The organism is Streptomyces sp. NPDC054872, assembly GCF_053610705.1.
In genome coordinates this window covers 1-7,179 of record NZ_JBSGYY010000082.1, presented here as the reverse complement: position 1 = coordinate 7,179, position 7,179 = coordinate 1, and the positions used below count along the sequence as shown (strand labels likewise).

The window sequence follows — 7,179 nt, the reverse complement described above, 5'->3', positions numbered from 1 at the left end:
GATAATCGCGGCCAGCACCTCGCGGTCACCTCGTCGACGATGGCCTCCACCCTGCGGGCGAACCGGCGCCGGCGGCACCACCCGCTGGAACAACGTCCACAGGTCTTCCGGCGCCATACGCTCGACAAGCGCAGCAGTTATCACCCCAGACTGCCGCAAGATCACGCCAACTGAAATGGCATCTTAGCAGGTGTCATCTCACCGGAACCTCCACCCCCTGGGAGAAATCCGCAGAACTCCACTCTAGAAGGCCGACGTGCGGCGTGGAGTGAACCCGACACAATTCGTCCACTGGTGTCTTTCGGCCGCTGGCCGGGGGCGCGGCGAGCGGCCGCCGTCGACCCCTGCAGAGCGCGTGCTCGGAACCCACCAGGGGTGACAGCGGCGTCGCCTGAGAGCTTCCCGCAACAGCCTGGCGTGCGGCCCGGGTGAGGCAGGCCGCTGCCGTTACGTCGGTGGGCAGCGGGTTGCGTACGGTGGTCATCGGAGTCTGGCTGTGGGCTGGTGATCGCCTTTGGCGGCCGGGCTCTCGCCTGAGCTGACGAGGTCCACCGGCACCAAAGCACTGTGGAGTCATTCCGACACAAGACCTTGTCGATGACGTGCTGGGCCTGGACGAGGATCTGTCGACTGTCAACTGCGGCAGCAGGCAGTGCTGCTGCGACCCCAGATGGAAGCCGCCGGCGGGTCCGGAGGAGCCTTGGCCGAGTTGCCCGCGAGGCGGGCGGACATCGAGGAAGACGTTTCAAGTGCTCACCGCAAAGCTGGACGACGACTCGGTGGGCGCCGCTACCGGACATGAACGGCCGCCTGGTCGTGGCTTGCAGCACACGACGCGTTCGGAGAGCGGCATTGACGTCCCGCATTGTGTGTTCACGCCCCGAAGTGCAGACGCTGGCCTCCGCCCTCGAGCGCCGCTCTGACACGTATGGATCGCGCTGTGAGGGGCATCGTGGCGCTCCCGGCCGGGTGGGAGCGCGCACCTGGCATGGGTTCAGCCCACAGTTTGTGTACCGCGCCGTCAAGTTCCCTAAGGCAACCAGAACAGGACATTGTTTTCGGACGTGATCTTGAAAGGGCGATGTCCGCAGGGGAGGCGTTGCTGTGATGAGGCCACACCGAGGGGGTCGAAGATTCACATCATCTGTGACCGCAACGGGCTGCCGATCTCGGTCGGTGTCTCCGGCGCCAATCTCCACGACAGCCAAGCCTTGGTGCCGTTGATGCAGGGCATCCCTCCGATCCGCTCCCGATACGGCCCTCGACGCCGCCGCCCGGCCAAACTGCACGCAGACAAGGGTTACGACTTCGACCATCTGCGCAACTGGCTGCGCCGCCGCCAGATCGTTCCCCGCATCGCCCGCCGTGGCGTCGAAGTTTCCAACCGCCTGGGCCGGCGCCGATGGGTGGTAGAGCGCACGATGTCGTGGTTGAACGGATGCAGGCGCCTACACCGCCGCTACGAGCGCAAGTCCGAGCACTTTCTCGCCTTCGCCGGGATCGCCAGCACCCTCATCTGCTATCGCCGGTGCGCCGCTCGATGTGCTCTCGAAGCAGCTTGATCGCGGGCTGGTGGTCATACTGCTTCGCGACGTCTAGCGGGCTGTCCCCGTAGGGATCACGCAGTTCCGGATCTGCGCCGAAGGCGAGCAGGATCGCGGTGGTGTGCACCGTCAGACGCTTCCCCGTCTGTAGGGCCCCGTCACCTTCCACGTCGAGCGCATGGGTGAGCAGCGTGGCCCGTCCAAAGACCTCGTTGGGATCGACGCCGTCCACAAGCAAATGCGCAAGAGCCTCAGCGTTTTCGTGCTCCACCGCGTGATGCGCAGGCGTCCAGGAGAAGTCGTCGTCCACGGCGTCATACAACCCCAGCGCCACACCCGTAGCCAGCGAATTCCTCACGATGCCAGGCACCAATCAAGACACCGTCTACGACGTCGACGACGCGCCACTCGGCCATCGGCCACCGACAGCAGATCGACAACAAGGGCGGCCTCCTCTCCGTCCTGCGTGCGGACTTCGGCGAACGCCGCCGCCAGCTGCTCCAGGCGCGTCGTCCTTGGCCAGGACGACCGCGCTCACCAGCCACCCCGCTCAGCCAGCGGCGCGACGCCCTCGAACCGAATCCTGGCCGACCGTTCGCGGGCGGCGTCGGCGGCCAGTACCTCGACCTGCCGATAGCCGGCCAGTCGCAGCACGCTGGCTGCCCGCTCCGGTCCTTCCCATCCGTACTCCAGTTGTCCCTCAGTTCCGGCCGTCATACAGATGCGGGTCGCCGCAGCTCGCTGCGGGATCGGCCCCGCAGCCGCACGGGCCTGGCCCAACCGGGCCGCAGCGTGCCCGACGTCGGCCAGCTTCGGATCGAACGATGCAGCCGGCACCATCCTGAAGCTGTTCCGACCGGCCAACGCCTGCACGGCCCGACGCCGCCACCAGGCATTCGAGGCCGCCCAGCAGAGCAGCGCGAGCGCGCCCGCGGAGATGATCCAGTCCGCATGCGAGGCCACCGCATCCGCGAGGACCCCGAACCCTGCCCCAGCGTCCACTCCTTGGGGCACCACTTCGCTGATCACTAATGCGCCTCCCTTCAGCACACGGCGACGAACGCCGCCTGTACTTCGGGAAGGGGACCCGCGAAGAGCCAGATGTGACACCCAAGGACAAGAATTCTCGTCGGGGCTGGGTCGAGGAGGTGTGACATCCTTCCTCTGGTCGCATCACGCAAAGGACGAGAGGGCCGTCCACGGTGCGCTTGGCCCCTCAAAACAGGCGCGTGCCAAGCCGCAGGCCGAGGCTGACCAGCTCGTGGCCGAAGTCAGCGGGTTCTGCGCTAGCAGATGGAGGCCGAACATCGCCTCGTCGCCAAGCTGCGGCACGAGGTGCGCGCTCTTACCAACAGGCGCGGGCCGCCAGCAGTGAGCCGCTCCAGTTCGCCATCCCGCGGATGTATGACGGCCCCGCCCGTCAGTTCCGTTACGGAGTCGAACAGCACTGGCTGTGGATCGCCTCCGGGCCGGTCTGCTGCCTTGCAGCCGCTCGCCGACTGCGTCGTGGGCCGGGACTGGATCCCCTCTCTTCAGACGATCGAGCTGGTCGGTCGGCCATCTGCTGCAAGTTGTCGTCGAAGCGCTCACCGCCACCGCCAACACCTCGCGCCGCGTACGGAAGATGCGTGCCTCCACGGCCCGCGGTACTCCGCCTCTGGTCCGTCATGACGGAGCCGTGGCGATGCGCTGCAACGTCAAGAACGGCAGCCCCGACCACCCCGCGGCTGATGGGTAAAAGCTGCCCGACGGAACGCTGAAACTGCGTAATTCTGCGGTCCACGACGAGGCGCAGCTGCGCTGGAGTTGCGGCGGGCGAACCTGGCCGGCAGACGCTCGACGTGCTGCTTACACGGACCAGAGCATTCGATATCGGCGGGTTCCCTGCCGCCCACTTGCGACTGAGGGCAACGGTGTATCAGCCAGGTGCCCGCTGAAAACCCGCCATTGCCAGCGAGCAGGTAATGGCCGACCTGTAGAGCTGTCCTCCAAGAAGCGTCTCAGCGCCAGCAGGCTCTCCGCTGCAGTGCCACACAAATTACTTTGGCTTGAACGCTGCGAAGGATTGCGTAGCGCGTCCGTGTAATAGGTGCGCAGTGCGCTGGGCCGACGGATCACAGCGTCATCAGTGCGCGATTCGCTACACGCGACAGCATAGCTGCATACCGGCCAAGTTAACCGGAGTTCTTTCTTCCACATTGCACCTCAAGTTACGTTCTTTTCGCCTCCGCTAATGCGTGGGAAATCGCAAACTTGGTTCTACATAAAACTAAGGAGATGCTCCTGGTGAAAAGTATGCTTGCCGGCGCTGGCGTCGCGCTGGCTGGTGCGATTCTGGTGGTAGCCGTGCAGCCGTCCGCTCAAGCGGCTCCGGCAGAAAACTCCGTGACTGTATCGCACGCCAGTGAAGAGGCGGGTAATGAGCCCCGCGTGCTGAACGTAGCCAGATTGGCAACCAGATACGGCGCTGATGCAGGGCGTGCCGTCGGAAATGCCGCCAGGGCGGCGAGCAACCGGTACGCGATACTGCGCGGGTTAATCAGCGGTGATCCGGTAACCGTCGAAGAGGCGGTATTCGACCGCTAACGAAAGCTGGACGCGTGACCCGCACTTACCCATACACACGAAAGGAAACTCACACAGTATGAAGCCGAAGAAGGCGCTCGCTGCTGCAGGTGTTGCCATAGCCGGTGCCGCCGTGGTTATTGCCGCGCAAGGCCCCGCGCAGGCGTCGTCCACGGAGCCGGTCAGCGCCCCGCCTGCATCCGCCCCCTCAGCCAATGAAAAGGAGCCCCGCGCTATCCTCAGCGGGGCCGCCAGACTTGCCCGGAGCGCTGGGCGAGCTGCCGCGCGAGCAGGTGCCCACACCGGGAACGTGTCGCGGGCTGCCGCCGAGCACTACGCGATTCTCGGTAGCTTGTCCGTGATGCCCCAGGACAGCGTGCCTCAGGCTGAGGTGGTCTTCGACCGGTGACAGTCCATCACCGGACGGTCCGGAGGGTGGCACTGATGGCCGGTGCTGCCCTCCTGGCAGTCCACTTCACCGCATCAGCTCTGTCCCAGGCCCCGCTCAGTCCTGCCAAGATGCGCTACTACGACACGGTCAGTGCCTACCTCGAACCGTACTTCACCCAGAACTGGATGCTGTTTGCCCCTGACCCGCTGACGGACGACCGCGGCATCCTGGCTCGTGCCGCATGCCCGGATGGCAAGGTGACGCCAGAGTACGACGTGACGTCGGCTTACATCGAGAAGGCCCAGTCCAGCCGATTCTTCCCCTCGCGCATGTCCCGTCTCGTGACCAGCAACATTCAGCAACTGAGCCCGCGTGACGAGGTATTGGACCGAATGCGCAGGAGCGAACGCAACGACAAGAAGCCCGTCACGCCGCTGCTCCCGCACGAGAAGAAATCACGAGGCGAGGCAGTCACCTTCCTGTCTCGTTACGCGCTGGACCAGATGCCTGCCGGAGTCTGCTCCGGAAAGCCGGAGAAAATCCAGATCGTCATGTATTTGCGGAAGCTTCCCCCTTGGTCGCAGCGCAACAACATAAAGGCCAAAGACAAGGTAGACGCGTATCGCTTCGAGTGGCGCAAGGTCGGAGATTTGCGATGAAGAACATAGTCGCTGGTATCGACCGATGGTCCGCCAACCCCGTCGCGGTTCTGGGAATATCCGGCACCAGGGCCCTGCTTGGACTTGTCGGATTCATGTTCTACGTGAGCCAGTACCGTGAACGGCACTACCTGTTCGGCCCTGAATCGGTGCTGCCCCACGGAGAGTTCCTGAAGCAACTGAACGAGTCGGGCACCTTCAGCCTGTACGCGATCAGCACGTCTGACGTGTGGTTCGAAGCCGTCTTCCACGCCGGCGCGCTGGCAGCGCTGGCTGTGATGCTCGGAGTCGGTGGGCGGGTCGGGCTGGCGGTGCACTGGGTTTTGCTGTGGTCGATTTACCAGCGACAGCCCGCCCTACTGGATGGCGGCGATAACCTGGCATACGTCATCATCCCCATGCTCATGGCGACATGTTGCTACGACCGACTCTCTTTCCCCACCGGATGGGGCGCTCGCCTCACCCGCCGCGTACCCCTGGCCACCCGCGCCGTGTCAGCCCCGCTGCACAACCTCGGTGTCCTCGCCGTCGGAGTGCAGATGTGCCTGGTCTACGTTGTCTCCGGCCTGTACAAGGTGCAAGGCCAGGCCTGGCAGGACGGCACCGCCCTGTTCTACGTGATGCGGGTGCCGGAATTCGAACTGCCCGGAGTCTCCAGCCTTGTCTACGACAACGACATTCTCGTGTACCTCGGCACGTACGCCACGGTGCTCCTACTGGTGTACTTCCCGGTCGGCGTGCTGGTTCCCCGACTGCGGCCCTGGGCTGCCGCAGCGTCGATAGGGTTCCACCTGTCCATCGGTCTCTTTATGGGCCTCACCAGCTTCGCCCTGACCATGGCTGCTTGCGATTTGGTGTTTCTGTCCGCTGCACTCGATCGCCTTTTGACCTGGCTCCGCAGCATCAGCGTGTCCTGGAATCGACGATGGTCCCGCGGTCGGCAGGAAGATGCCCAGGAAGAGCCCTCGACCACTGCAGTTCACGAAGGAGCGGTCCATTGAGCGTCCCCTGCTGCGTCATCAGCCACCGGGGCACTCGCCGGGAGGGTCGGCACCACCCCGGCCTGTTCGTCGAAATCGGTTCACTGACCAAGGTGGTCACTGGGACAGCACTCATGCGGCTTGCCGACGAGGGGGCACTCGAGCTGGACGATCCGCTGGAGCGCTGGCTTCCCGTCCAGACCGGAGCGGGAATCACCCTCCGGCACCTCCTGCGGCACACCTCCGGGCTTCCCCCGCTGCCCCCGCAGATGCCTGGGCACACTGCCACCGATCCCTACCGGCAGTTCACCCGTGGCGCACTCGACGACCTACTTGGCCAACTTCCGGACCTTGCTCAGCACCCACCCGGAGAGCGCGAGGAATACTCCAACCTCGGATATGCCGTTCTCGGCGCTGCTCTCACGGCTGCCACCGGGCGCCCGTACCCGGACATCATCGATCAGTATGTTCTGGCCCCGCTCCGCCTCCCGGCTGGCTCCATGACCCCTGACCCACCCTCCGCTGCCCGCCTGCTACCCCGGTCGCGGCTTCTCAGGCGCCCCAGAAGGGCGTGGGTGATGAACGGAGCGATTCTTCCCTCGGGAGGATTGTGGGCCACGCCCCGCACCATCGCGGATCTGGTGTGCGGACTCATCGTTAACCAGGAACTCGGCCCCCCGGCCCCAACGTGGTATCGGGCCGGCAGCCAGTTCCGCTACAACGGGGCCACTTCGACCGCAACGGTGAGCGTGATCGCACAACCTGAAGGCCCGTGGGCAATAGCGCACCGCCTTGGTGGTGATCCCGCCGAGACGGCGCGTATCGCAGCGAAGGAGTCCACTCAGGTCTGACCGTGGTTGCGGTGCCGTCTCCAACCGTCTGCCCATAGATCGCATTCGCCCCGCGCGGCTGCGCGAGTGAAGGCAGACAGCTGCTCCCGGCAGGCTAGGCCGTGTTTTAGAAGTGGCTGCTGTGCCTGGTCCTGTGCCGTGATGATCCTGGTGTGGGGCGAGGGGATCTGTCGGATGGTCAATGGGCCG

6 protein-coding genes and 2 pseudogenes are annotated in these 7,179 nt (G+C 64.9%); 5 read left to right on the top strand and 3 right to left on the bottom strand.

Annotation, left to right across the window (positions count from 1 at the left end):
* Window positions 1-141: pseudogene (locus ACWGIH_RS43285) on the bottom strand (IS5/IS1182 family transposase); the annotation flags it as partial.
* 980 nt (window positions 142-1,121) lie between these two features.
* Between ACWGIH_RS43285 and ACWGIH_RS43280 the strand changes: the two are divergent.
* A pseudogene (locus tag ACWGIH_RS43280) lies at window positions 1,122-1,562 on the top strand (IS5 family transposase); the annotation flags it as partial.
* Here ACWGIH_RS43280 and ACWGIH_RS43275 read toward each other — a convergent pair.
* Window positions 1,513-1,854: an ankyrin repeat domain-containing protein gene (locus ACWGIH_RS43275; RefSeq protein ID WP_453452714.1), complete on the bottom strand. Its 342-nt coding sequence runs from the start codon at window positions 1,852-1,854 to the stop codon at window positions 1,513-1,515. The pseudogene ACWGIH_RS43280 and the gene ACWGIH_RS43275 sit on opposite strands and share 50 nt — an antisense overlap.
* A 224-nt stretch (window positions 1,855-2,078) precedes the next feature.
* Window positions 2,079-2,573 (bottom strand): hypothetical protein, encoded by a 495-nt coding sequence (locus tag ACWGIH_RS43270; RefSeq protein ID WP_453452716.1) that lies wholly within the window; start codon window positions 2,571-2,573, stop codon window positions 2,079-2,081.
* Between the two features lie 1,257 nt (window positions 2,574-3,830).
* Between ACWGIH_RS43270 and ACWGIH_RS43265 the strand changes: the two genes are divergently transcribed.
* The 4 genes from ACWGIH_RS43265 (at window position 3,831) to ACWGIH_RS43250 (ending at window position 6,990) form a co-directional block, all read left to right on the top strand.
* Entirely contained in the window at window positions 3,831-4,130 is a 300-nt protein-coding gene (locus tag ACWGIH_RS43265) for a hypothetical protein (protein ID WP_453452717.1), read from the top strand.
* 423 nt (window positions 4,131-4,553) lie between these two features.
* Window positions 4,554-5,159 (top strand): DUF5819 family protein, encoded by a 606-nt coding sequence (locus ACWGIH_RS43260; protein ID WP_453452723.1) that lies wholly within the window; start codon window positions 4,554-4,556, stop codon window positions 5,157-5,159.
* Window positions 5,156-6,160 carry an HTTM domain-containing protein gene (locus ACWGIH_RS43255; protein WP_453452719.1) on the top strand — a complete coding sequence of 335 codons (1,005 nt, stop codon included), beginning with the start codon at window positions 5,156-5,158 and terminating at the stop codon, window positions 6,158-6,160. The genes ACWGIH_RS43260 and ACWGIH_RS43255 overlap by 4 nt, the downstream gene beginning before the upstream one ends.
* Window positions 6,085-6,990 carry a serine hydrolase domain-containing protein gene (locus ACWGIH_RS43250; RefSeq protein ID WP_453452721.1) on the top strand — a complete coding sequence of 302 codons (906 nt, stop codon included), beginning with the start codon at window positions 6,085-6,087 and terminating at the stop codon, window positions 6,988-6,990. Before ACWGIH_RS43255 ends, ACWGIH_RS43250 begins: the two co-directional genes overlap by 76 nt.
* Window positions 6,991-7,179 lie beyond the last annotated feature (189 nt).